Source organism: Amycolatopsis sp. NPDC051128 (assembly GCF_040682715.1).
Taxonomy (GTDB): domain Bacteria; phylum Actinomycetota; class Actinomycetes; order Mycobacteriales; family Pseudonocardiaceae; genus Amycolatopsis.
The window spans coordinates 92,041-116,987 of sequence record NZ_JBFBBN010000023.1 but is presented as its reverse complement, the minus strand read 5'-3'; the positions used below and the strand labels follow the sequence as shown (position 1 = coordinate 116,987).

Here is a 24,947-nt window from a genome sequence, read left to right as displayed (position 1 = left end):
GACCACCGCGGCTCGCCCGGCCACCCGTTCTCATCCACCCGCGCCGCGGGCAACCGAACTCCGCGGCGACCGCTCGGCCAGCTCGATCAGCCGCCACAGCTTCGCCAGCGTTGTGGCAAGGTCGGTCTCCGGCACGACGATCCGGCTGGACACCACGGATTCGAGGCCGACACACGTGACCACCACCAGCAGTTCCGCGGTCTCGAGCGGCACGTCGACGCTGAGTTCGCCGTCGGCGAACGCGTCGGCGACGTGCTGGTGGACCTGGGCCAGCCAGGCGCGGGAGAACACCACGAACCGCTCGTCCGCCGAACCCATCTCGCGTGCCATGCGGAAGCTGGCGCCGACCTTGGGGTCGGTGTCGAGCCAGCTCATGAGGGCGCGGCTGAGCTCGGCGAGGCGCCGCAGGGCCGGCCGCGGGACGACGAGCTGCCTGCTCACGTGCTCGCGCAGCACCGTCACGGCGGCGACCTGCACTTCGTCACAGATCTCGTCCTTGGAGGAGAAGTGGAAGTACAGGCCGCCCTTGGTGACCCCCGCCGCCTGCGAGATGCCCACCATGCTGGTGGCCGCGTAGCCGTCCTGGTGCAGCAGCTCGGCCGCGGCTTCCAGCAACAGGCGCCGCGTGTGCTCCGAGCGTGCCTGCTTGGTCACCGTCGGTCCCCTCCGCTCGGCCCGGTTGGGCGCAGGGTCCCGCGCCTCATGCCTGACCATAACGTACCAACCGCCCGGTTTACAATTGCTTCCGCCCGAAAAGTGGCCACTACAAGTGGTTTCACCGCTCCGCAGCAGAAAATCAGACCGACCTCCCGGTTTTGTCTTGAAAACCGGGAGGTCGGTTTAGTACGCTGCTGACGTGGGACCGGGCAAACGGGCGCTGGACACACTGGGGGCGCCGGGCCGGGCAGTCCCGATCGACGCGGACTCCGGAGGGCACTGGAATGTACTACGAGATACTCGGGCAACTGAGGGTCGGCGGAGAGCCCGGCGTCAGCGCCCCTCGCGCACGCAAGATCGAGACGCTGCTCGCCGTCCTGCTGGCCAAGCGCAACCAGGTGGCGACCACCGAGCACCTGATCGGCGAGCTCTGGGGCGAGAACCCACCCGCACGGGCCAGCGCCGCCCTTTACGTCTACGTCTCGCAGCTGCGCAAGCTGCTGCGCGGCACGGGTGACGACGCGGACAGCCCCGTCGTGACCAGCCCGCGCGGCTATTCGCTGCACGTCGGGATCGACGAGCTGGACGCCGACCGCTTCACCCGCCTCTACCAGCACGGCCGGGCCCTGTACTGGGACCGCAGCTACAAGGAAGCCGCGAAGGTCCTGCGCGAGGCCGCGAACCTGTGGCGCGGCGACGTGTTCGGCAGCTTCATCGACTCGCCCGACGTCCAGGCCTATGCCGCTCTACTGGAGGAGAGCCGGCTGGAGTGCCTGGAACTGCTGATGGAGACCGAGCTGCTGATCGGACGGCACCGCGAGGTCGTCGGGCAGCTTTCCGCGCTGGCGAAGGAGCACACGCTGCGCGAGACGTTCTACGAGTTCTTGATGACCGCCCTGCTGCGGTCGAACCGCCGTGCCGAGGCGCTGGAGACCTTCGCCTCCGCCCGGCACCACCTGGTCCAGCAGCTGGGCATCGAGCCCGGCAGTTCGCTGCGGAAGCTGCACCACAGCATCCTGGTCGGCGAAATGTCCGACGCGGTCTGACCCGGCCCGCGTCCGGCCTCAGCGGCCCGGTCCACCGCCACAAGCGGGGACCGGGCCGCAGCCGTTTCAGCTCCGGTAGAGCGAGACGACCGGTCCGCCGCACACCGCGGGCTCGCCGTACCAGCCGCCCCAGCGACTGTCGAGCGCCAGTTCGGCCAGCTCGGCCATGAGGTCCAGTTCCGCGGGCCACACGTAGCGCACAGGCACGCGGGCGCCGGCCAGGAACAGCGTCTGGCGGGCGCAGTCGTGCCCGGTGACGAGCGGGTGAGCCGCCCAGCCGACCGGGTCCGGGTGATACCCCTGGACGACCAGCGCGCCCCCGGGGCGCAGCCGCGCCGCGAGGCGGCGGACGAAGCCGACCTGCTCTCGCTGCACGAGGAACCGCGAGAGGACGTCCGAACCCGCGTAGACGACGTCGAAGCGCGTGGCGGGCAGGCTGTCGAAGCCGGCCACCGAGACGGCGTACCCCAGCGTCCCGAGCGCGTCCGCCACCGGGCCGCCGCCCGGGACGAGCACGCCGGAGTGGCGGGCGACCCGGTCGGCGATCTCGGCGAGGAACGCCGCGGCGCCGGCCGGATCGCCGGCCAGCGGTGCGGACCAGGCGTCGAGGGTCCCGGCCGGCTTCTCGACGATGTGGGTCGGCATCTGGCCACCTCACTTCACGGATTGCTCGGATGTTCTCCACGCAGAGTGCCCGACCGACCTAAAGTCGACCTTGCGTCCGGCGCGCGCGAAAAGGCGGCCCGCGCGGAACGCGGACCGCCTTCGGTGCGGACGTGCTCAGCCTTGGGAGCGCTGCTGGAACTTCCGGACCGCGAAGTACGCGGCCAGGACGGTGATGCCGGCCCACCAGGCCAGCGCGAGCCAGGCGTCCGAGCCCGGCGCCGTGCCGTTCATCAGCGCGCGGACCGCGTCGATGAGCACGGTCACCGGCTGGTTTTCGACGACCACCCGCAGCACCGACGGCATCGACGCCGTGGGCACCAGCGCGCTGGTGGCGTAGGGGACGAAGACCAGGATCATGCCGAGGCCGCCCGCGCCCTCGACGGTCTTGGCGATCGAGCCCAGCAGCGTGGCGAGCCAGAACACGCCGGTCGCGAACAGCGTCAGCAGGCCGATCGCCCCGAGCCAGCCGAGCACCCCGCCCGCCGGGCGGAACCCGACGGCCAGGCCGCCCGCGACCATCACCACCAGCGACAGCAGGCTGCGCAGCACGCCCGCGACGACGTGGCCCACGAGCACGGCCGAGCCCACCATGGGCATCGAGCGGAACCGCTCCACCAGGCCCTGGGTGAGGTCCGAGGCCACCCCGACCACGGTGGTCGTGGAGTTGAAGCCCACGCTCACGGCCACCAGGCCGGGCACCAGGTAGTCGATGTAGGCCATGCCGGGAACAGTGATCGCGCCGCCGAACATGAAGCGGAACAGCAGCAGGAGCACGATCGGCAGCGAGACCGCCTGGATCAGCATCTCCGGGTTGCGGGCGATGTGCTTGACGTTGCGCGCGACCAGCACCCGGCAGTCGGACAGCGCCAAAGCGAACGAAGAACGGCTCGGAGCGTCGGGGATCTGCTCCCCCTCGAGCTCCCTGGACAGGGTCTGGGTCATCGCTTCTCTCCCGCGGTTCCGGTAAGGCTGTGGAAAACGTCGTCCAGGGTCGGTTCGGACAGCTCGAGCCCGGTGGTCTCGAGGCCCGCGTCCGCGACCTGGTTGAGCACTCGCCGGACCTGGCCGGGCTCGTCGATGGCGACGCTGACCGTGTCGTCGAGCAGCACACCGCCGGTCACGCCGTGGGCGCGCGCCGCCTCGGCGGCGGTGGCGAAGGCGAGCTTCAGCCGCTCGGTCCCCACCGTGCGCTTCAGCTCGGCCGCCGTGCCCTCGGCGACGACGCGGCCCTTGTCGATCACCGCGATCCGGTCGGCCAGCTGGTCGGCCTCCTCGAGGTACTGCGTGGTGAGCAGGATCGTGGTGCCGCCGTCGAGCAGTTCGCGGATCGCGTCCCACATGGCCGAGCGGCTGCGCGGGTCGAGACCGGTGGTGGGCTCGTCGAGGAACAGCACCGGCGGCGACGTGATCAGGCTGATCGCCAGGTCGAGCCGGCGGCGCATGCCGCCGGAGTAGGTCTTGACCTGGCGGCCGGCGGCGTCGGTCAGGTCGAACTGCGCGAGCAGCTCGGTGGCGCGGGCCTTCGCCTCGGCCGTGGTCAGGTGGAACAGCCGGGCCATCATCTCCAGGTTCTCGCGGCCGGTGAGCAGCTCGTCGACCGCCGTGTCCTGCCCGGTCAGGCCGATCTGCTCGCGCACCTTCCGCTTGGGCCCGGCGAGATCGTGACCGTTGATCGTCACGGTGCCGCCGTCGGCTTCCAGGAGGGTGCTCAGGATCCGCACCGTCGTGGTCTTCCCGGCGCCGTTGGGACCGAGCAGCGCGAACATCGTGCCGCGCCGCACGTTCAGGTCGACGCTTTCCAGGACGTCCACGTCGCCATAGGACTTGCGCAGCCCCCGTGCTTCGATTGCGTAGCCGGCGACCATCGGTTACCTCTCCTCGTTCGGGTCAAGATCGTGGTGATGCACGGGAAACTGTCGGTTCCAGTGGGCCACAGCCGGTTCGGCGGCGGCAATAATGGCCGGGTCGGGCCGGTTTAGGGGTGGACCACCGGACACTCCCCACCCCGACACGTCACTTTCGCTATGAAAGATGCGTCGCCTCACACGGAATTTACTAGTCGTCGTCACCACCGCCGATCGCCATGCTGATCAGGGCGTCGGCGTCGAGGTCGTCGATCGTCGCCTCCTCGACGGCTTCGGGTTCGACGGTGTCCTCGGGCAGGCGCACGCCCGCCAGCTCCAGCAGGCCCGCCAGGAGCCCGGCGGAGCGCAGCTTCTCCAGCGGGATGCCCGCCAGCGCCTCCCGGACCCCCAGCTCGGTGACGGCTTCGGGCGCGGCCTCGGCTTCGGCCGGCGCCAGTTCGCCGGCCAGGTGCTCGGCGAGGATCCGCGGGGTCGGGTAGTCGAAGATCAGGCTCACCGGCAGCTTCATGCCGGTGACGAGGCTGAGCTTGTTGCGGAACCCGGTGGCGGACAACGAGTCGAAGCCGACCTCGTTGAACGAGCGGTCCGGCTCCACCGCCTCCGGTCCCGCGTAGCCGAGCAACGCGGCCGCGTGCGTGCGCACCAGGGTGAGCACGAAGGGGACGCGCTTGTTCACCGGCAGCCCGGCCAGCTTCTTCGCCAGCGACTCGGTGTCCTCGGCCGCGTCCTGCGCCGCGCGGCGGCCGGGAGTGCCGGCCAGGCCGCGCAGGACGGCCGGGAGGTCGTCGTCACCGGACGACGTCAGCACCCGGGTGTCCAGCGCGATCGGCACCAGCAGCGCCTCCGCCGCACCCGCCGTCGCGTCCAGCAGCCGCAGACCGTCCTCGGTGGACAGTGCGGTGATGCCGGTCTCGCCGATCCGGTGCGCGTCCGCGTCCTCCAGTGCCTCGCCCATGCCGCCGGCCCACAGGCCCCACGCCAGCGAGGTGCCGGCGAGGCCTTCGGCCCGGCGCCGGGCGGCGAGGGCGTCCAGGAACGCGTTGGCCGCGGCGTAACTGCCCTGCCCCGGCGCGCCTAGCACCCCGGCGGCCGAGGAGAACAGCACGAACGCCGTCAGGTCGAGTTCGCGAGTCAGCTCGTGCAACGCCTGGGCCGCGTCGGCCTTCGGGCGCAGCACGGTGTCGAGCCGGTCCGGCGTCAGCGACGTCAGCACGCCGTCGTCGAGGACGCCGGCGGCGTGCACCACCGCCCGCAGCGGCGCTTCGGCCGGAACGGAAGCCAGCAGGGCCGAAACGGCATCGCGATCGGCCACGTCGCACGCGGCCAGGGTGACATCGGCGCCCGCCGAAGCCAGCTCGTCCCGCAGCTCGGCCGCGCCCGGGGCGTCGGCCCCGCGGCGGCTGGTGAGCAGCAGGTTCTTCACGCCGTGTTCGGTCACCAGGTGCCGCGCCACGGCCGAGCCGAGCGCACCGGTCGCGCCGGTGACGAGCACCGTCCCTTCGGCGTCCCAGACCGGCGCGGCCGCCGCGTCGGCCGCCTTGGCCAGCCGCGGCACCAGCACCGCACCGGCCCGCAGCGCCACCTGCGGCTCGTCGGAGGCCGCCACCGTGGCGAGCGTCCGGCCCGCCGGGGTGCCCGCGCCGAGGTCGACGAGGGTGATCCGGCCCGGGTGCTCGGCCTGCGCCGAGCGGACCAGGCCCGCCACCGCGGCGCCGACCGGGTCGGGGTTCTCCCCCGCCTCGGCCGCCACGGCCCCGCGGGTCACGACGATCAGCGACTCCCCGGATCCGGCCAGCCAGTTCTGCAGCAGGCCGAGCACGCGGTGCAGTTCGGCGTGGACGTCGTCCGTGCCGCCCGCGGGCAGCACGGCCGGACCGGTCGCGTCGGACACCGCGTCGACCTGGGCCGCGCCGAGCGCTTCGGTGAGGCCGAAGGCGTCCGGGCCCAGCACGGTCCAGTCGGTGACCTCGGCGACGGCGTCAAGATCGGTCTGCTCCCAGGCGACGCGGAACAGCGAGTCCCCGCCGCCCGTCGCCGCCGCCTGCGGAACCGCGGACATCGGGCGCAGCAGCAGGGATTCCACCGACGCGACCGGAGCCCCGGTGCCGTCGGCGACATCGAGCGAGACCGCGCCGGAGCCCACCGGGCGGACGTGGACCCGCAGGGTCGTCGCGCCGACGGCGTGCAGCCGGACACCCTCCCAGGCGAACGGCAGCGCCGGTTCGTCCCCGGCCGCCCCGGAGACGCCGATGGTGTGCAACGCGGCGTCGAGCGCGGCGGGATGAATGCCGTACCGGTCCACATCGGACACCGCGGCCGGAAGCTGGATCTCGGCGAACGCTTCGCCGTCACGCTTCCAGGCCGCGACGAGCCCGCGGAACGCGGGGCCGTAGACCAGCCCGTCGGCGGCCAGTTCCTCGTAGGTGCCCTCCAGCCGGACCTGCTCGGCGCCGGCGGGCGGCCACTCGGTCAGCTCGAACTTCCCGGCCTTGCCCGCCTTGGCGAGCTTGCCGGTCGCGTGCCGGGTCCAGGCGGCGCTGTCGCCTTCCGGCCGGGAGTGCACGCTGAACGTCCGGGTACCGCCGCCGTCGGGCGCGCCGAGGGCGAACTGGACGCGGACGCCGGTCCGCTCGGGGACGACCAGCGGGTACTCCAGGGTCAGCTCGTCGAGGCGTGGGCAGCCGGCCTCGTCGCCGGCCCGGATCGCCATCTCGACGAAGCCGGTGCCGGGGAACAGGATCGAGCCGCCGACGACGTGGTCGGCCAGCCACGGGTGCGTGCCGGCGGAAAGCCGTCCGCTGAACAGCAGCCCGTCGGCGTCGGCCAGTTCCAGCGCCGACCCGAGCAGCGGGTGGTCCTCTTCGCTCGAGGCGCCGGTGGTGCTCTCCAGCCAGAAGCGCTGCCGCTGGAACGGGTAGGTCGGCACCGGGACCGGCCGGGCGCCGGTCGGCTCGTAGATCACGGACCAGTCGACGTCGACGCCGCTGACGTGCAGCTGCGCGACCCCGGTCAGCGCGGCCACCGCCTCGTCGTCCTCCTTGTGCAGCAGCGAAGCCAGCACGTCGGGCCGCTCGTCGAAGCAGCCCGCGGTCATCGCGGTGAGCGTGGTGTCCGGGCCCAGTTCCAGGAAGCGGGTGACGCCGTCGGCCGCGGCGCGGGTGACCGCGTCGAGGAACCGGACGCCCTCGCGGACCTGCTGGACCCAGTACTCCGGCGAGGTCAGCTCGGCCGGCCCGCCGGTGACCGTGGAGATCACCGGAACGCGCGGCGACGCGTAGGTCAGCTCCGTTGCCACCGCGCGGAACTCTTCGAGCATCGGGTCCATCAGGCGGGAGTGGAACGCGTGCGAGACGCGAAGCTGCTTGGTGCGCTCGAACTTCGCCGCGACCTCGGCGACGGCGTCGGCCGCGCCCGAGATGACGACCGCGCTCGGGCCGTTGACGGCGGCGATGTCGACGCTGTCCCCCGCGGCTTCGAGCACCGCTTCGGGCGTCGCTTCGACAGCCACCATCGCTCCTCCCGAGGGCAGCGCCTGCATCAGCGCGCCCCGGGCGACCACCAGCTTCGCCGCGTCGGCCAGGGAGAACACGCCGGCGCAGTGAGCCGCGGCGATCTCGCCGATCGAGTGTCCGGTGAGCACGTCCGGCTTGACGCCCCACGCCCGCACCAGGCGGAACAGCGCGACCTCCAGCGCGAACAGCGCGGGCTGGGTGTAGCGGGTCTCGTCGAGCCCCTCGCCGCCGTCGATCACGTCGCGGATCGGGCGGTCCAGGTGCCGGTCGAGTTCCGCGCAGACCTCGTCGTACGCGGCCGCGAACGCCGGGTACTGCTCGGCGAGCCGCGCGCCCATCTTCGCGCGCTGCGAACCCTGGCCGGCGAACAGGAACGCCGTGCGTCCGCCCGCGGTGGCGATGCCGCTGACGACCCCGCGCGCCTGCTCCTCGTCGACCAGTGCCGCGAGACCGCGGACGAACTGCGGTGACCGGCTGCCGATCAGCACCGCCCGGCGGTCGAACGCGCCGCGCGTGGTGGCCAGCGAGAAGCCGATGTCGGCGAGGCTGCCTTCGGGCTCTTCATCCACATAGGACATCAGCTGCTCGGCTTGTGCCCGAAGCGCGGCGGCGCCGCGGCCGGAGACCGGCCAGGCGACCGGGCCGTCGTGGTCGTGTCCGCCGGTCACCTCGCGACGGTCGCCCTCCTCGATGATCACGTGGGCGTTGGTGCCGCTGACGCCGAACGACGAGACACCGGCCCGGCGGGTGTGCCCGTTGGGCAGCCACTTCACCGGCTCGGCCAGCGCGCGGACCGCGCCGGACGACCAGTCGATCTCGGTGGACGGGCGGCTGAGGTTCAGCGTCGCGGGCAGTTCGCCCTGGCGCATGGCCATCACCATCTTGATCACGCCGGCCGCGCCGGCCGCGGCCTGGGTGTGGCCGATGTTCGACTTGACCGAGCCGATCCACAGTGGACGCTCGGCCGACGTCTCCTTGCCGTAGGTGGCGAGCAGCGCCTGGACCTCGATCGGGTCGCCCAGCTTCGTGCCGGTGCCGTGCGCCTCGACGGCGTCCACATCGGACGCGGCCAGGCCGGCGTCGGCCAGCGCCGCGCGGATCACGCGCTGCTGGGCGGGGCCGTTGGGGGCGGTGAGCCCGTTGGACGTGCCGTCCTGGTTGACCGCGCTGCCCTTGAGCACCGCGAGCACCGGGTGGCCGAGGCGGCGGGCCTCGGACAGCCGCTCCAGCACCAGCACGCCGACGCCTTCGGACCAGGTGGTGCCGTCGGCGTCGTCGGAGAACACCTTGCACCGGCCGTCGGCGGCCAGCCCCTGCTGGCGGCTGAACTCGACGAACGTCTCGGGCGTCGCCATCACGGTCACGCCCCCGGCCAGTGCCAGGGTGCAGTCGCCACCGCGCAGTGCCTGGGCGGCCATGTGCATCGCGACCAGCGAGGACGAGCACGCGGTGTCGACGCTGACCGCCGGGCCCTCCAGGCCGAGGGTGTAGGACACCCGGCCGGTGACGATGGAGCCGGCGCTGTTCGCGCCAACGTAGTCGTGGTACTGGACGCCCGCGTAGACGCCGGTCGGGCTGCCCTTGAGCGAGGTCGGGTCGATGCCCGCGCGTTCGAGGGCCTCCCAGCACGCCTCCAGCAGCAGCCGCTGCTGCGGGTCGATGGCCGGTGCTTCCTTGGGCGAGACCCCGAAGAACGTGGGGTCGAAGTCGCCGGCGTCGTAGACGAACCCGCCGCGGGCGACGTAGGTGGTGCCGGGGCGGCGGCCGGTCGGGTCGAGCAGGCCGTCGACGTCCCAGCCGCGGTCGGCGGGGAAGTCGCCGATGGCGTCCCGGTTGTTCGCGACGAGCTCCCACAGCTGCTCGGGCGAGGTGACCCCGCCGGGCAGGCGGCAGGCCATGCCGACGATCGCGATGGGCTCGTCGGACGCCCCCGAAGACGCCAGAGCCGCGGTGACGACGTCGCCGGTGCCGGCCAGTTCGGCCAGGAGGTGCCCGGCCAGCGCCGACGGCGTCGGGTGGTCGAAGATCAGGGTCGCGGGCAGCCGCTGGCCGGTGGCCGCGGTGAGGCCGTTGCGCAGTTCGATCGCGGTGAGCGAGTCGAAGCCGAGCGACTGGAACTGGGCGGACGCCTCGATCTCGTGCGCGCCGCCGTAGCCGAGCACGGTGGCGGCGTGCCCGCGGACCAGTTCGAGCACGGCGTCGGCCCGGTCCGCCTCGGGCAGGGCCAGCAGGCGGGCGGCGAAGGAATCCTCCGCGGCCGCCGCCGCACCCGAGGCGACGCGCCGGGTGGGCCGTCCGACCAGCTCTTCGAGGGTCTTCGGGAGCCGGTCGAGCTTGCGCAGCGCCGGCAGGTCCAGCTTGGCCGGGACGACCGTGGCGTGGCGGACCACGAGGGCCCGGTCGAACAGCGCCAGACCGTCCGCATTGGACAGTGGCACGATGCCACTCGTCGCGAGGCGGCTGACCTCCTCCTTCGTGAGCGTGCCGCCCATGCCGCCGACCTCGCCCCACAGGCCCCAGCCCAGCGACAGACCGGGCAGCCCGCGGGCCACGCGGTGCGACGCGAGGGCGTCGAGGAACGCGTTGGCCGCGGCATAGCTGCCCTGGCCCGGCGCGCCGAGCACGCCGGAGACCGAGGAGAACAGCACGAACGCCGAAAGCGCGGTGTCGCGGGTGAGCTCGTGCAGGTTCAGCGCGCCGTCGACCTTCGGCCGCAGCACGGCGTCGACGCGCTCGGGCGTGAGTGCGGTGAGCACGCCGTCGTCGAGAACACCGGCGGCGTGCACCACCGACGTCAGCGGGTGCTCGGCGGGAATCGCGGCCAGCACCTGGGCGAGCGCGGCGCGGTCGGTGACGTCGCACTGCGCGATCTCGACGTCCACGCCCAGCTCACCGAGGTCGGTGGCCAGGCGGGTCAGCCCGGGCGTGCCGCGGCGGCTGACCAGCAACAACCGGCGGACGCTGTGCTCGGTGACCAGGTGCCAGGCGAGCTTGGCGCCGAGCGCGCCGGACGCGCCGGTGATCAGCACGGTGCCGTTGGGGTGGAAGTACGCCGGTTCGGGTTCGGCCGTGGTGCGCACGAGCCGCGGGACGAGCACCGTGCCGAAGCGGACCGCGGCCTGCGCTTCCCCGGTGGCGAGGACCCGCGGCAGGACCTCGTCGATTTCGGCCTCGGCGTCCAGGTCCAGCAGCACGAACGTGTCCGGGTTCTCCTCCTGGGCCGAGCGCACGAGGCCCCAGGCGGCGGAGGCGGCGAGGTCGGTGACGCCGCCGCCGGCCGCGACGGCCCCGCGGGTGACCACGACCAGGCGCGCGTCCTCCGGGTGGTCCTCGGCGAGCCAGACCTGCAGGGCGCCGAGGACGCTGTGGGTCAGTGCGTGTGTCTCCTCCGCGGTGCCGGTTTCCCCTGCGCAGTCGAAGACCTCGACGGCGGAGGCGTCCACAGTGGACTCGGTGGGGATCCGCTGCCATTCGATCCGGTAGAGCGGCACTTCCGCCGCGACCGGCGCGGTGAACGCGCGGAACACGGTCTCGGCCACGGTGGCGACGGGCGCCCCGGTGGCGTCGGCGAGCGCGACTTCGTAGCCGACATTGCCGTCATCGGTGGTCGGCGTGAACCGCACCCGCAGCGCCGAGGCGCCGGAGGCGTGCAGCTCGACGCCGGTCCAGCAGAACGGGACCCGGCCGACCCCGCCGTCACCACCGCCCGCGACGCGCAGGGCGTGGGTGCAGGCGTCGAGCGCCGCCGGGTGCAGGCCGAAGCGCTCGGCGTCGCTGTCCTCGGGCAGGACGACCTCGGCGAACACCTCGCCCCCGCGGCTCCACACGGCGCGCAGCGAACGGAACAGCGGACCGTAGGTGAGACCGGTGTCGGCGAAATCGTCGTACACGCCCTCGATCCCGACCGGCTCGGCACCGGCGGGCGGCCACTCGGTCAGCTCCGCCCCGCCCCGGTGCGACTGGGGCGCGACCGTGCCGCTCGCGTGCGGCGTCCACGGTTCGCCGTCGGCGCCTTCCGCTCGCGAGTGGACGGTCACGGCACGGACACCCTGCTCCCCCGCCGCGCCCACGGTCACCTGGACCTGCACACCACCCCGCTCCGGCACCACCAGCGGGCTGCTGAGCGTGAGTTCTTCGATCCGGCCGCTGCCGACCTGGTCGCCGGCGCGGACCACCAGCTCGAGGAACGCCGTGCCGGGCACGGTGATGACGTCGCCGAGCCGGTGCTCGGCCAGCCACGCGTGCGTCTCCACCGAAAGCCGCCCGGTGAGCACCACGCCGTCGGTGTCGGCGAGGGAGACGGCAGCGCCGAGCAGCGGGTGCCCGGCCGAGGTGAGGCCGGCCGCGGTCACCTCGTCGCGGTTGGCGCGGGCGTCGAGCCAGTAACGCTTGCGCTGGAACTCGTACGGCGGCAGGTCGACGCGCCGCGCGCCGCGGCCGGCGAAGACCGCGGCCCAGTCCGGGACGAGCCCGCTGACGAACAGCTCGGCGAGCGCCGTGAGCGCCGCCTGCGGCTCCGGCCGGTCCTTGCGCAGGACCGGCACGACCATCGTGTCGAAGCTCTGCTGGGCCAGTGCGGACAGCACGCCGTCCGGCCCGACCTCGACGAACCGCGAGACGCCCTGGGCGCTCAGCGCGGTGAGCCCGTCGTGGAAGCGGACGGCCGCGCGGACGTGCGAGACCCAGTACTCCGGCGTGGCGACCTCTCCTCCGGCGAGCGCGCCGGAGACGTTGGAGACCAGCGGGATCGTCGGCGCGGAGTAGGTGAGCGTGCGGGCGACGGCGGCGAACTCGGCCAGCATCGGCTCCATCAGCGGCGAGTGGAACGCGTGCGACACCTTGAGTTTCGAGGACTTCCGGCCATCGAACCGCGCGACGACGGCGGTGACAGCGTCCTCGGTGCCGGAGAGCACCACGGAGTCCGGGCCGTTGATCGCGGCGATGCTCACGTCGGCGGTCAGCAGCGGCGTGACCTCGTCCTCGGTCGCCTGCAGGGCGACCATCGCGCCGCCGGCCGGAAGCGCCTGCATGAGCTTCGCACGGGCGGCCACCAGTTTGGCGGCGTCGGCCAGCGACAGCACACCGGCGACGTGCGCGGCGGCCAGTTCGCCGACCGAGTGGCCGAGCAGGAAGTCGGGCTTGAGGCCCCACGAGGACAGCAGCCGGAACAGCGCGACCTCGATCGCGAACAGCGCGGGCTGGGTGTAGCCGGTCTGGTTGATCAGGCGCGGCTTCTCGAAGACGACCGTCTTCAGTGGACGGTCGAGATACGGGTCCAGCTCGGCGAAGACCTCGTCCAGCGCCTGAGCGAACACCGGGAACGCGGCGGCGAGCTCGGCCCCCATGCCCGCGCGCTGAGCGCCCTGGCCGGAGAAGAGGAACGCGGTGAGTCCCTCGACGGTGGTGCCGGTGACCAGCGCGGGCGACGCCAAGCCGTCGGCGAGGGCGGCGACCCCGGCCTTCCTGTCGAGCACGACGGCGCGGTGGGTGAGCGGCGAACGCGACGTCGCCAGCGAGAAACCGAGGTCGAGCGGCGAAGCACCGTCCACGACGGACAGCAGTCGCGACGCCTGGGCCTTCAGCGCCGCGGCGCCGTGCCCGGCGAGCGGCCACGGGACCGGGACGCCTTCCGGCCAGCTCGGCGTCACTTCCTCCGCCTCGACGGAGGGGGCCTCTTCGACGATCACGTGCGCGTTGGTGCCACTGACGCCGAAGGACGACACACCGGCGCGGCGCGGCTTTTCGCCCGCACCCCAGGGCCGTTCCTCGCGTAGCAGCTCGACGTTCCCGGCCGACCAGTCGACCTCGGTGGACGGCTCGGTGACGTGCAAGGTCTTCGGTAGCACGCCGTTGCGCAGCGCCATCACCATCTTGATCACGCCGCCGACGCCCGCCGCCCCCTGGGCGTGGCCGATGTTCGACTTGATCGAGCCCAGCCACAGCGGCCGGTCGCGGTCCTGGCCATAGGTGGCGAGCACGGCCTGTGCCTCGATCGGGTCGCCCAGCGTGGTGCCGGTGCCGTGCCCTTCCACCGCGTCCACTTCGGACGCCGAGAGCCGTGCGTTGGCCAGTGCCTGCCGGATGACCCGCTGCTGCGAGGGCCCGTTCGGAGCGGTGAGGCCGTTCGACGCGCCGTCGGAGTTCACCGCGGAGCCGCGCACGACGGCGAGCACCGGGTGGCCGTTGCGGCGCGCGTCGGACAGCCGCTCCAGCAGGAGCGTGCCCGCGCCCTCGGCCCAGCCCGTGCCGTCGGCGCTGTCGGAGAACGCCTTGCAGCGGCCGTCGGCGGCGAGCCCGCGCTGGCGGCTGAACGCCAGGAACGGCCCGGGCCGCGACATCACCATCACGCCACCGGCGAGCGCCAGCGCGCAGTCGCGCTGCCGCAGCGCCTGCACGGCGAGGTGCAGGGCGACCAGCGACGACGAGCACGCGGTGTCGATCGTGATGGCCGGGCCTTCCAGGCCGAGCGCGTAGGCGATCCGGCCGGAGATCACCGAGCCGGCGTTGCCGGTGCTCAGGTAGTCCTCCACCTCGCCGGCCAGCACGGACGGCGGGAGCTCGTCGTAGTAGTCCTGGTCGCCGCTGCCGACGAACACCCCCACCTGCTGCTTGGCGAGCGAATGCGGCGCGATGCCCGCCCGCTCGAACGTCTCCCACGCCAGCTCCAGCACGAGCCGCTGCTGCGGGTCCATGGCGAGCGCCTCGCGCGGGGCGATCCCGAAGAACGGCGCGTCGAACTCCCCCACGTCGTGGATGAAGCCGCCTTCGCTGACGTAGCTCGTGCCCGGGCTGTCGGGGTCGGCGTCGAACAGCGTGTCCAGGTTCCAGCCGCGGTCGGCCGGGAACCCGCCGATCGCGTCGCGGCCCTCGGCCACCAGTTCCCAGAGGTCCTCCGGCGAGCGCACGTCGCCCGGGTAGCGGCAGCCCATCGCGACGATCGCGATCGGCTCGGCCTCCGCCGCCTCGACCTCACGCAGCCGCTCACGCGTCTCCTGCAGGTTGGCGGTCACCCGCTTCAGGTAGTCGACCAGCTTGCTTTCGTCAGTCATCGCCAGATTCCTCTTGTCGCTGGGTGGGGGCGCTCAGGCGCCGAGCTCGTTGTCGATGAGGGCGAACAGCTCGTCCGTGGTCGCGGTCTGCAGCACGTCGGTGGTCTTGGTGCCGGCCAGGGTCTTGTGCAGGGTGGTCACCATCGCCTGCAGGCGGGCGACGATCCGGGACCGGTCGATCTCCGCGGCGTCCAAACCGGACGCCACCGCCTCGAGCCGGTCCAGTTCCGCTTCCAGCGGGACCGCCGCTTCGCCGCCGCCCAGTTGCGTCCACAGGTGCTCGGCGAGCGCCTGCGGGTTGACGTGGTCGAAGGCGACGGTGGCCGGGAGCTTGAGGCCGGTGGCGGCGCCGAGCCGGTTGCGCAGGTCGACGGCGGTGACCGAATCGAAGCCGAGCTCCTTGAACGCGCGGGCCGGTTCGACCGCCGAGCCGTTGTCGTAGCCGGCGACCACGGCGACCTGGCCGCGGACCAGCTCCAGCAGCGTCCGCTGCTGTTCGGCGGGCGTGAGCGAGGCCAGCCGGCCCTTCAGGTCGCCGGTGTCCTCGACCGTGTCGGTCTTGTCCTCGGCGACCTCGGGCAGCGCGCGCAGCAGCGGCCGCGGCCGGGCGAGCTGGTACACCGGGGCGAACACGGCCCAGTCGATGTCGGCGACCACCAGGTGGGTCTCGTCGTGGTCCAGTGCCTGACCCAGTGCCTCGACGGCGAGTTCGGGCGCCATCTCGGCCAGGCCGATGCGCCGCAGCAGGTCGCTCGCCTCGGCGTCGACCATGCCTCCGCCGCCCCACGAGCCCCAGGCGATCGCGGTCGCGGTGCGTCCCGCGGCGCGCCGACGGCGGGCCAGGGCGTCGAGGTAGGCGTTGCCCGCGGCGTACGCGGGCTGGCCCGAGGTGCCCCACACGGCGGCGCCGGACGACATCAGCACGAACGCGTCCAGCTCGGTGTCGCCGAGCAGCTTGTCGAGCAGTGCGGCGCCGGTGATCTTGGCACGGGTGGCGGCGGCGAACTCCGCGGGCGTGACGTCGGCCAGGGGCGACTCGGCGGTCAGCACCCCGGCGGCGTGCACCACGGCCGTCGGCGGGTGCTCGGCCAGCAGGGCCTTCAGCTGCTCCTCGTCGGAGACATCGCAGGCCACCACGGTGGCCCCCAGCTCATCGGCCAGCTCACGCGCGCCTTCGGCATCGAGACCGCGACGGCTGGTGAGCACGATGTGCTCGGCGCCGCGGCCGGCCAGCCAGCGGGCGACGTGGGCACCGACCGCGCCCGTGCCGCCGGTGACCAGCACCGTTCCCCGCGCCTTCCACTCCGTCTCGGTTCCCGGCAGTGGAGCGCGGACCATGCGCCGGGCGAACACCCCGGACGGCCGGATCGCGACCTGGTCCTCGTTGTCCGCTCCGGACACCACGGCGGCCAGGCGGGCGGCGTCCGCGGGGCCCTCGACGTCGACCAGGCCACCCCAGGTGGCGGGCTGGTCGAGCGCGACGACCGTGCCGAGGCCCCACACCGCCGCGGCGGCCGGGTCGGCGCCGGAGAAGGCGTCCACCGCGACCGCGCCGCGGGTGACCACCCAAGCGGGGGCGTCGACGCCGGTGTCGCGCAAGGCCTGCAGCAGCGCGATGGTGGCGGCGACCGCGGTGCTGAGCGCGGGGTGCTCCGGGTGTTCGCGGGTGTCGAGCGCGAGCAGCGACAGCACGCCGTCGAACGGCCGCAGCGCCGTCGCCTCGGTGAGCAGCCCGGCCAGCTGCTCGCGGTCGGCCGTCGCGATCACCCGCACGACGTCGCCCTGCTCGGCGAGCGCGTCGGCCAGCTCGGCCGCCTCGGGAACGTCCGCGGGCACGACGACCAGCCAGGTGCCGGCCAGCCCGCCCGTGACGGTCACCGGCGCCCACGAGACGCGGTAGCGCCAGGAATCCACTGTGGACAGGTCGGTGCGGCGGCCGTGCCAGGCGGCCAGCGCCGGGACGACCTCGGCGAGCGGGGCGGCTTCGACGCCGAGCCGGACGGCGAGCGCGTCGACGTCACCGGCGGTGACGTCCTGCCAGAAGTCCTGGTCGGCGACCTGCGCTCCGGTCACGGGAGCCGTCGCGGCTTCCTCTTCGTGCCAGAAGCGCTTGTGCTGGAAGGGATAGGTCGGAACGTCGGCGATCCGGCCGCCGGGCACCAGCGAGGCCCAGTCCGCCGCGCCGCCGCGGACCGCGTGCTCGGCCAGTGACGTCGCGAAGCGGGTCAGGCTGCCTTCGTCCCGGCGCAGCGTGCCGACGACGGCGCCGCTGTGCCCGCCCTCGTCGAGGGTCTCCTGGATGCTCATGGCCAGCACCGGGTGCGGGCTGACCTCGACGAACCGGGTGTAGCCCGCCTCGGCGAGCTTCGCGACGACCGGCGCGAACCGGACCGTCGTGCGCAGGTTGGTGAACCAGTACCTCGCGTCCACGGTGGACTCGGTCACCGGCTCCTCGGTCACCGTGGAGGTCATCGCGACCGTCCCGGCGCCGGGGGTGATCGGGCCGAGGTCGGCCAGCAGGCGGTCGGCGAGGTGCTCGACGTGCGCGGAGTGCGACGCGTAGTCCACCGGCACCCGCTTCGCCCGGAAGCCTTCGGCCTGCAACTGGTCACGCAGCTCGTCGAGGGCCTCGCCGTCGCCGGACAGCACGGCCGACGTGGCGCCGTTGTCGGCGGCCAGGGAGATCCGGCCGTTCCAGGCGTCGAGCCTGGTCAGCAGCTCGGTGGCGGGCAGGCCGGCGGCGAGCATGCCCCCACCGCGGCCGCCGAGGACGTCCCCGATCGCCTTGCTGCGCAACGCGACCACCCGGGCACCGTCCTCCAGGGACAGCGCACCCGCGACACTCGCGGCGGCGATCTCGCCCTGCGAGTGCCCGATCACCATGTCCGGCTCCACGCCGTGCGCACGCCACAGCGCGGCCAGCGAGACCATCACCGCCCACAGCATCGGCTGCACCACGTCCACGCGGTCGGCGGGCGGGGTGCCCGGCTCCCCGCGCAGCACCGCGATCACCGACCAGTCCACGAACTTCCGCAGCGCCGCGTCGCATTCGGCCATCCGCCCGGCGAACACCGGCGACTGCGCCAGCAACTCGGTCGCCATGCCGGTCCACTGCGACCCCTGGCCCGGGAACACGAACACGGTCTTGCCGCGCACATCGGCGGCGCCGGTGACGAGGTCCGGCCGCGATCCCCCGGCAGCCAGCGCGCGCAGCGCCTCGGCGGCCTGCGCGCCGTCCCCGGCGAGCACCACGGCGCGGTGGTCGAGCCGGGCTCGCCCGGTGGCGAGGGTGTGCGCGATGTCGGCGAGCTCGCCGGCACGACCGTCCACATGGGACGCCATCCGGCCGGCGGCGGCGGCCAGCGCGGCCGGGGTCTTCGCCGACAGCACCAGCGGGCAGACCACCGGCGCGGGCGGTTCTTCCCGCTCCTGGCTCGGCGCCTGCTCCAGGATCACGTGCGCGTTGGTGCCGCTGACGCCGAACGAGGACACGGCCGCGCGGCGCGGGCGGGCGACCTCGGGCCAGTCGCGCGGCTGGATCAGCAGCTCCACCGCGCCCGCGGTCCAGTCGACGTGCCTCGACGGGGTGCCGACGTGCAGGGTGCGCGGCAGCTTGCCGTGCCGCAGCGCCTGCACCATCTTGATCACCCCGGCGACCCCGGCGGCGGCCTGCGGGTGGCCCATGTTCGACTTGATCGAGCCGAGCTGCAGCGGCTCCCCCGTGGTGCGCTGCCCGTAGGTCTCCATCAGCGACTGCGCCTCGATCGGGTCGCCGAGCGCGGTGCCGGTGCCGTGCGCCTCGACGGCGTCCACATCGGACACCGAAAGCCCGGCGTCGGCCAGCGCCGCCTCGATCACCCGGACCTGCGAGGGGCCGTTCGGGGCGGAGAAGCCGTTGCTCGCGCCGTCCTGGTTCACCGCGGAACCGCGCAGCAGCGCGAGGATCCGATGACCGTTGCGGCGCGCGTCCGAGAGGCGCTCCAGCACGAGCACGCCGACGCCCTCGGCCCACGACGTGCCGTCGGCGTCGTCGGAAAACGACTTGCTCCGGCCGTTCGCGGCCAGGCCGCGGCGGCTGGAGAAGTCGACGAACATCTCGGGCGTCCCCATCACGGCGACGCCGCTGACCAGCGCCAGCGTGCAGTCGCCGCGGCGCAGGCCCTGCGCCGCCATGTGCAGGGCGACCAGCGACGACGAGCACGCGGTGTCCACCGAAACCGACGGTCCTTCGAGCCCGAGCGTGTAGGACACCTGCCCGGAGACCAGGCTGCCCTCGGGGCTGCCGCCGCTGTAGTCGTGGTACATGACGCCGGCGAAGACGCCGGTGGGGCTGCCCTTGAGCGCGTGCGGGTCGAGCCCGGCCCGCTCGATGGCCTCCCAGGACGCTTCGAGCAGGATCCGCTGCTGGGGGTCGGCGCGGCGGGCGTCACGCGGGCTGATGCCGAAGAACTCCGCGTCGAAGTTCGCGGCGTCGTAGAGGAAACCGCCGTGACGCGTGTAGGTCTTGCCGGGCCGCTCGGGCGTCGGATCGTAAACGCCCTCGAGGTCCCAGCCGCGGTCGGCGGGAAACTCGCCGATCACGTCACGGCCCCCGTCGACCACGTCCCAGAGGTCGTCCGGCGTGGCGACGCCCCCGGGGTAGCGGCAGCTCATGCCGATGATCGCGAGGGGCTCGGTGTCCCTGGTCTCCAGCTCGTGCACCCGGTGCCTGGCCTGCTTGAGGTCGGCCGTCGCGCGCTTCAGGTAGTCGCGGAGCTTGTCCTCGTTGCTCATGAGATACCCAATTCCTCGTCCAGCACGGCAAAGAGCTCGTCGTCGGTGGCTTCGTCCAGGTCGGCGGATTCGGCGACGCCCGCGTGCGTGTCGGTCCACTTGCGCACCAGGGCGTCGAGCCGGGCGGTGACCTTCGCGGTCGAGCCGTTGAGCGACCCGGCGGCGTTGAGCACGGCCTCGAGCCGGTCGATCTCGGCCAGCAGCGGCTCCGCGGCGCCGCGGCCCGGGCCGAGCAGCTCGTGCAGGCGCCGGGCGAGCGCGGCCGGCGTCGGGTGGTCGAACACGATGGTCGCGGTCAGTTTCAGGCCGGTCAGCGCACCGAGCTGGTTGCGCAGCTCCACCGAAGTGAGCGAGTCGAAGCCCATCTCCTGGAAGGCGCGCTCCGGCTCGACCGACGCGGCCGACGTGAACCCGAGCACCGCCGCGACCTGCTCGGACACCACGCTCAGGAGGTAGGCCTCGCGCTCGGCCTCGGGCACCGTGCCCAGCCGGGCGGCGACCGCGCCGCCGGACCGGGCGGCCGTGCGGCGGGCCGGCGCGGGCCGGACGAGCCCGCGCAAGACCGGCGGAAGAGCGTCGGTGCGGGCGCGCAGCGCCGCGAGATCGAGCTTCACCGGCGCGAGCACGGCTTCCTCGGCGACGAGGCACGCGTCGAGCAGGGCGAGGGCCTCTTCGGTGGCCATCGGCGGCGTGCCGAGGCGGCGCAGCCGGCGGAAGTCGGCCTCGTCGAGCTCGCCGGCCATGCCACCGTCCTCGGCCCAGGCGCCCCAGTCCAGTGCCGTCGCCGCGAGCCCCTGGGCACGGCGATGGCGAGCCAGCTCGTCGAGGTAGGCGTTGGCGGCGGCGTAGCCGGCTTGGCCGGCCGCGAGCACGGTGCTCGCGGCCGAGGAGAACAGGACGAACGCGTCGAGGTCGCGGGTCAGCTCGTGCAGGTGCCACGCGCCGTCGACCTTGGGGGCGAAGACGCGGTCCAGCTCGTCGTCGGTGAGCGCCTCGACCCGGCCGCCGGCGGCGACGCCCGCGGCGTGCAGGACGGCGGTCAGCGGCGCTTCGGCCGGGACCGCGTCGAGCAGCGCCCGCACGGACGCCGCGTCGGTGACGTCGCAGCTCGCGATCGTCACCGCACTGCCCAGCTGCCGGAGTTCTTCGCGAAGCTCGGCCGCGCCGGGGGCGTCGGCGCCCCGGCGGCTGGTGAGCAGCAGGCGGCGCACCCCGTGCCGCGTCACCAGGTGCTTCGCGACGACGGCGCCGAGCCCGCCGGTGCCCCCGGTGATGAGGACGGTCCCGCCGGGGTTCCAGTTCAGCTCGCCGGCCTGCGGCGTCGCGGGGGTCAGGCGCGGCACGAGGACCTTGCCGTCGCGGACGGCCACCTCGGGCTCGCCGGTGGCCAAGGCGGACTCGGCGGTGCCGTTCACGTCGAGGTCGACGAGGACGAACCGGCCCGGGTTCTCGGCCTCGGCCGCCCGCACCAGGCCCCAGACCGGCGCGAGGGCCGGGTCGACGTCCTCGCCGTCGACCGCCACCGCGCCGCGCGTGACCACGGCCAAGCGGGTCTCGCCGTCCTCGGCGAGCAGTTCCCGGACCGCGGCGAGCACCTGCCGTGTGACCGCGCGAGCCGCGACGGGCACCGGACCGTCCGGAGTGGACACTTCCAGCACCTTCGCGCCGCCGGCGTTCCCGGTGGTCGAAGCGGGTTCCCAGGACACCCGGAACAGCGAGTCCCGGCTCGATGCCAGCTTGTCCAGCGAGATCGGCCGCGCGGCCAGGGACTCGACGGAGAGCACGGGCCCGCCGGTGGCGTCGGCGATCCGCAGCGTGATGGTGTCGGCGCTCTTCGGCGACACGTGCACCCTCAGCTCCGCCGCACCCGCGCGGTGCAGCGTGGTGCCGGTGAAGGCGAACGGCAGCATCGGCTTCGCTTCGCCGTCTTCCGGCTCGGGGCCGAGCAGCTGGGCGTGCATCGCGGCGTCGAGCAGCGCCGGGTGCAGTCCGTAACCGAGGGCGTCGGCGCCATCGGGCAGGACGACGTCGGCGTACACGTCGTCGCCGTGCCGCCACATCGCCCGCAGGCCCTGGAAGGCGGTGCCGTAGTCGTAGCCCAGCTCCGCGAGCCGCTCGTACGGTTCGGCCAGCTCGACCTCGACGGCACCCGCGGGCGGCCACTCGGCCAGGTCGAACGACGGCGCGTCGGCTTCGGCGCTCACGAACCCCTCGGCGTGCCGGATCCAGGCGTCCTCGCCGTCGGGTCGCGAGTGGACGGTGAGGTGACGGCGGCCGTTCTCCTCGGCTTCCACCGAAACCTGGATCGCCGCGCCCGCGCCTTCGGCCAGCGTCAGCGGGGCCTGCAGCGTCAGTTCCTCGATCCGGGCGCAGCCGGCCTCGTCGGCGGCGCGCTGCGCCAGCTCGAGGAAAGCCGTGCCGGGCAACAGGATCGTGCCGAGGACGACGTGGTCGGCCAGCCACGGAGTGGTGTCCGCGGACAGCCGGCCGGTGAGCACCAGCGCGCCGGAATCCGGGACCCGCACGACGGCGCTGAGCATGGGGTGCCCAGCGGGCTGCTGGCCATGGTCTCCGGCGTCGCCGGCGGCGATGGTGGCGGGCAGCCAGTAGCGGGTGCGGCGGAACGCATAGGTGGGCAGCGCGACCCGCCGGGCACCGGCGTAGAAGGCCGCCCAGTCCACGGGAACCCCCCGGGCGTGCAGGGTCGCGAGCGCGGTGACGACGGTGTGCGCCTCGGCCCGGTCCTTGCGCTGCGCCGGGACGAACGCCAGGACGTTGTGCTCCGACGCGGTGTCCTCCAGCGCCGTCCGCGCGGCGGCGGTGAGCACCGCGCCCGGCCCCACCTCGACGAACGTCCGGACCCCCTCGGCGGCCAGCGCGCGCACGCCGTCGTGGAACCGGACGGCCGCACGAACCTGGTGCACCCAGTACTCCGGCGTCGCCAGGTCGGCGTCGGCGGCGACCGTCGAGACGATCGGGATCTCGGGCTTCGCGTAGGTGAGCTTCTTCGCGACGGCGGCGAACTCGGCGAGCATCGGCTCCATCAGCGGTGAGTGGAAAGCGTGTGACACCTTCAGCTTCGAGGTCTTGCGGCCGGAAAACCGAGCGGCGACGGCGGCCGTGTCGTCTTCGGCGCCCGAGATCACCAGCGCGTCCGGGCCGTTGATCGCGGCGATGCTCACCTCGGCCGTGAGCAGCGGCGTCACCTCGGCCTCGGTGGCCTGGATCGCGACCATCGCGCCACCCGCCGGCAGGGCCTGCATGAGCTTCGCCCGCGCGGCGACCAGCGTGCAGGCGTCGCCGAGCGAAAGCACCCCGGCGACGTGCGCCGCGGCCAGCTCGCCGATCGAGTGGCCGAGGAGGAAGTCGGGCCGCACGCCCCACGTCTCCAGCAGCCGGTACAGCGCGACCTCGACGGCGAACAGCGCGGGCTGCGTGAAACCGGTCTGCCCCAGCGCCTCGTCGTCGTCGAGGACCGTCCGCAGTGGACGGTCCAGGTGCTGGTCCAGTTCGGCGGCCACGGCGTCGAGCGCTTCGGCGAACGCCGGGTACTGCCCGGCGAGCACCAGCCCCATCCCGGCGCGCTGGGCGCCCTGACCGGTGAAAAGGAACGCCGTCCGGCCACTTCCCCGGCGGTCGCGCACCACGCCGGGCGCGTCGGCCCCCGCGGCGAGCGCGGCCAGCCCGGCGAGCAGTTCCGCGCGGCCGGCGCCGACGACGACGGCCCGGTGGTCCAGCGCCGAACGGGTCGTGGCGAGCGAGAAACCGATGTCCGCCGGCGAATCGGCGGCGTCGGCCAGGTCGGCGAGCCGCTGCGCCTGTGCGGCCAGGGTGTCCGGCGAGTCGGCCGACACCGGCCACGCGAGGACGGGCACCGCGGGCGGGGTCACCGGCTCCTCCGGCGCCGGATCGGCCTGCTCGACGATCACGTGGGCGTTGGTGCCGCTGATGCCGAACGACGACACCGCGCCGCGGCGTGGCCGGGACACCGCGGGCCACTCGCGGGACTCGGTGAGCAGTTCGACCCGGCCGGCCGACCAGTCGACGTGCGGGGACGGCGCGTCCACGTGCAGGGTCTTCGGCAGCACGCCGTGGCGGATGGCCTGCACGACCTTGATCACGCCACCGACGCCGGCGGCGGCCTGCGCGTGCCCGATGTTCGACTTGAGCGAGCCGAGCCACAGTGGCTCTTCTTCGCGGCGCTGCCCGTAGGTCGCCAGCAGAGCCTGCGCCTCGATCGGGTCGCCCAGCTTCGTTCCCGTGCCGTGCCCTTCGACCAGGTCGACGTCCGATGTGGACAGTCCGGCCGACTCGAGTGCCTGCTGGATGACCCGCTGCTGCGCCGGCCCGTTGGGGACGGTGAGCCCGCTGGAGGCGCCGTCCGAGTTCACCGCGCTGCCCCGCACGACGGCGAGCACGTCGTGGCCGAGCCGGCGAGCGTCGGACAGCCGCTCGACCACGAGCACGCCGACGCCCTCGCCCCAGCCGGTGCCGTCGGCGCCGGCGGCGTACGCCTTGCAGCGTCCGTCGTCCGACAGGCCGCGCTGTTCGGTGAAGTCCACAAACGTCCCGGGCGTGGCCATCACCGTGACGCCGCCGACGAGGGCCAGCGCGCAATCGCCGCGGCGCAGCGCCTGGCCGGCCCAGTGCAGAGCGACCAGCGAGGACGAGCACGCGGTGTCCACCGTCACCGCCGGGCCTTCCAGCCCGAGCGCGTACGCGACCCGGCCGGAGACGACGCTGCCGGCGGCCTCGTGGCCCGCGTAGTCGTGGTACATCACCCCGGCGAACACGCCGGTGCTGCTGCCGCGCAGCGTCTCCGGCACGATGCCGGCCCGCTCCAGCGCCGTCCACGAGGTCTGCAGCAGCACCCGCTGCTGGGCGTCCATCGCGCGCGCCTCGCGCGGCGAGATGCCGAAGAACTCCGGGTCGAACTCGGCGGCGTCGTAGAGGAAGCCCGCCTCGCGGGTGTTCGTGGTGCCGGGCCGCTCCCCCGCCGGGTCGTAGAGCGCCTCCAGCGGCCAGCCGCGGTCGGCCGGGAACGGGCCGATCGCGTCGGTGCCGGACGCCACCAGCTCCCACAGGTCCTCCGGGGAGGCGACCCCACCGGGGTACCGGCAGTCCATGCCGACGATCGCGATCGGCTCGGTGTCGGCCTGCCGCACCTCCCGCAGGGCCTGCTTCGCCTCGCGCAGTTCGGCCGTCGCGCGCTTGAGGTAACCGAGCAGCTTGCCCTCGTCTTCCGTGCTCACGTCATTACCCCCATTCCGGCGCCGGCGGAGCAGAAAATGGCACTCACGTAATCGACCGCCTCGGTAAGTTGCCCGCGAATTTCCAGGTGATTCTGCGGAAAACGCTACCCAGAGGTCTTCGCCCGCC

8 protein-coding genes are annotated in these 24,947 nt (G+C 73.6%); 1 reads left to right on the top strand and 7 read right to left on the bottom strand.

All coding sequences use genetic code 11. The features are described from left to right. Window positions 1–30: 30 nt before the first annotated feature. Window positions 31–654: a ScbR family autoregulator-binding transcription factor gene (locus AB0M82_RS23580; RefSeq protein WP_364725460.1), complete on the bottom strand. Its 624-nt coding sequence runs from the start codon at window positions 652–654 to the stop codon at window positions 31–33. A gap of 287 nt (window positions 655–941) precedes the next feature. On the opposite strand from AB0M82_RS23580, the gene AB0M82_RS23575 reads away from it, so the two are divergent. Next, on the top strand, window positions 942–1,703 hold the full coding sequence (locus AB0M82_RS23575) for an AfsR/SARP family transcriptional regulator (protein ID WP_364725457.1): 762 nt from the start codon (window positions 942–944) through the stop codon (window positions 1,701–1,703). Between the two features lie 66 nt (window positions 1,704–1,769). Here AB0M82_RS23575 and AB0M82_RS23570 read toward each other — a convergent pair whose 3' ends face one another. The 6 genes from AB0M82_RS23570 to AB0M82_RS23545 form a co-directional block, all read right to left on the bottom strand. After that, window positions 1,770–2,348, bottom strand: coding sequence for a hypothetical protein (locus AB0M82_RS23570; protein ID WP_364725455.1), 579 nt, complete (start codon window positions 2,346–2,348; stop codon window positions 1,770–1,772). 135 nt (window positions 2,349–2,483) lie between these two features. Further along, on the bottom strand, window positions 2,484–3,311 hold the full coding sequence (locus tag AB0M82_RS23565; protein WP_364725452.1) for an ABC transporter permease: 828 nt from the start codon (window positions 3,309–3,311) through the stop codon (window positions 2,484–2,486). Then, on the bottom strand, window positions 3,308–4,234 hold the full coding sequence (locus AB0M82_RS23560; protein ID WP_364725450.1) for an ATP-binding cassette domain-containing protein: 927 nt from the start codon (window positions 4,232–4,234) through the stop codon (window positions 3,308–3,310). The genes AB0M82_RS23565 and AB0M82_RS23560 overlap by 4 nt, the downstream gene beginning before the upstream one ends. 190 nt (window positions 4,235–4,424) lie before the next feature. Then, window positions 4,425–14,795 (bottom strand): type I polyketide synthase, encoded by a 10,371-nt coding sequence (locus AB0M82_RS23555; protein WP_364725447.1) that lies wholly within the window; start codon window positions 14,793–14,795, stop codon window positions 4,425–4,427. Window positions 14,796–14,828: 33 nt separating this feature from the next. Continuing rightward, on the bottom strand, window positions 14,829–19,568 hold the full coding sequence (locus AB0M82_RS23550) for a type I polyketide synthase (RefSeq protein ID WP_364725445.1): 4,740 nt from the start codon (window positions 19,566–19,568) through the stop codon (window positions 14,829–14,831). Further along, window positions 19,565–24,820, bottom strand: a complete 5,256-nt coding sequence (locus AB0M82_RS23545) for a type I polyketide synthase (RefSeq protein WP_364725442.1) — start codon at window positions 24,818–24,820, stop codon at window positions 19,565–19,567. The genes AB0M82_RS23550 and AB0M82_RS23545 overlap by 4 nt, the downstream gene beginning before the upstream one ends. Window positions 24,821–24,947 lie beyond the last annotated feature (127 nt).